The organism is Lactobacillus nasalidis, from assembly GCF_016587775.1.
GTDB lineage: Bacteria > Bacillota > Bacilli > Lactobacillales > Lactobacillaceae > Lactobacillus > Lactobacillus nasalidis.
Genome location: NZ_BOCG01000609.1, coordinates 1 through 1,303 on the forward strand (window position 1 = coordinate 1; position 1,303 = coordinate 1,303).

Sequence of the window (1,303 nt, forward strand, 5' to 3'; positions counted from 1 at the left end):
GCCAATTGGCGCGGGCTTTTTACATCTGGTCCATGTATTTGTTGAGCAGGCTGTCGACGAAATTGTTGCCGGCGCTGTTTGCGTGGCCCTTGACCCACTCGAAGTCCGGCTGGGCGAACTTGGCCAGCTCGCCGGCAATTTCCTGCCAGAGCTCCCGGTTGGCCACCGGCGACCCGTCCGCCTTCTTCCAGCCCCGGCGCTGCCAGCCCTTGATCCAGGCCGGTCCTTGGCTGGTGTCGCTGACGGCCTTGATGACGTACTGGGAGTCCAGGGAAAAGAGGAGGGGCTGGCCATTCAGGCCTAATTCCTCCAGCTTCCGCAGACTTTGCAGAAAAGCGGTCATTTCCATTTCGTTGTTGGTGGCCCCCAAGCGGCCGCCGCTGGCTGACAGCTTCTGGCCGTCATATTCGATCAGGTAGGCCCAGGCAGCCTTGTCGTCAGCCTGCACGTGCCCGCCCTTGTGGGTGCCGTTGCTGCGGCAGCCCCCGTCGGTAAAGATGTGGGCCGCGTACTTGCCGGCAGAAGCACTTTCCGGCTTAGGCGCCTGCACGCCAGTGCCCTGCTTGATCTTGGCCAGGGCCGACTGCAGCTTGTCCTCGCCTCCTTGAAGGGCCCTGAGCGAATCCTCCGGATCCATCTGTAGGTAGTCCAGAGCGTCCATGGCCTGGCTGAAAGACTTGTATTCCGCCCCGGAAAAGCCCTTCACCTGTTCCTCAGCCGCTGGCCAGCTGTGGTAGATCCCCGGCCGGCGGCCTTTTTTGACAGCGTAAAATTTCATCTGGTCCCCTCACGTCCGAATAATAATGGTATGATTGTTACAAAGCAATTGTATCATAGAAAGGACGGGCCCCAGTGCTCTTTTTTAATTCCAGGAAGTACGCTGAAGAAACTGAAAAAAAGCGAGCCAAAGGCCGCGACCAGCGCGATCATTCACTGACGCTGATGACCGTGCTGGGCCTTTTGGCCACCTTCCCGCCCTGCCGGATTTTTCTGAAGCTGCGCGGCAAGCGCGTCAGCGACCTGGCCGAAAACCATTCCCGCGGCGCCGGCCAGGTGCCCATCATCTACATGCACGGCTTCCGCGGCAGCGACTACACCACCCGGGTCATGGTGCAGGAAGCCCTCAGGCAAAAGGGGGACCAGCGCTTTTTGAAAGTGGAGGCCGACCTGACCGGCCGCATCAAGCTGACCGGCTGCTATACCGGCGACCGGCAGCCCATCATCCAGCTGGCCTTCAAGGACCGGATCGCCGGCTACCAGGCCATCAATTACTATCTCAGCTTCCTCTTGCCTTTTCTGAGCC

At 60.0% G+C, this 1,303-nt stretch carries 2 protein-coding genes; one reads left to right on the forward strand and one right to left on the reverse strand.

The window, feature by feature from the left end; all coding sequences use genetic code 11:
* Positions 1-19 precede the first annotated feature (19 nt).
* Entirely contained in the window at positions 20-778 is a 759-nt protein-coding gene (locus lacNas_RS11390) for a ribonuclease H family protein (protein WP_201330886.1), read from the reverse strand.
* A 74-nt stretch (positions 779-852) separates the two neighbouring features.
* Between lacNas_RS11390 and lacNas_RS11395 the strand changes: the two genes are divergently transcribed.
* A partial coding sequence (locus lacNas_RS11395) for an alpha/beta hydrolase (protein WP_201346879.1) occupies positions 853-1,303 on the forward strand: 451 nt, incomplete at its 3' end.

Excerpts from the sequence above, each read along its gene's own strand:
- lacNas_RS11390 (WP_201330886.1), bottom strand. The coding sequence starts at position 778 with ATGAAATTTTACGCTGTCAAAAAAGGCCGCCGGCCGGGGATCTACCAC.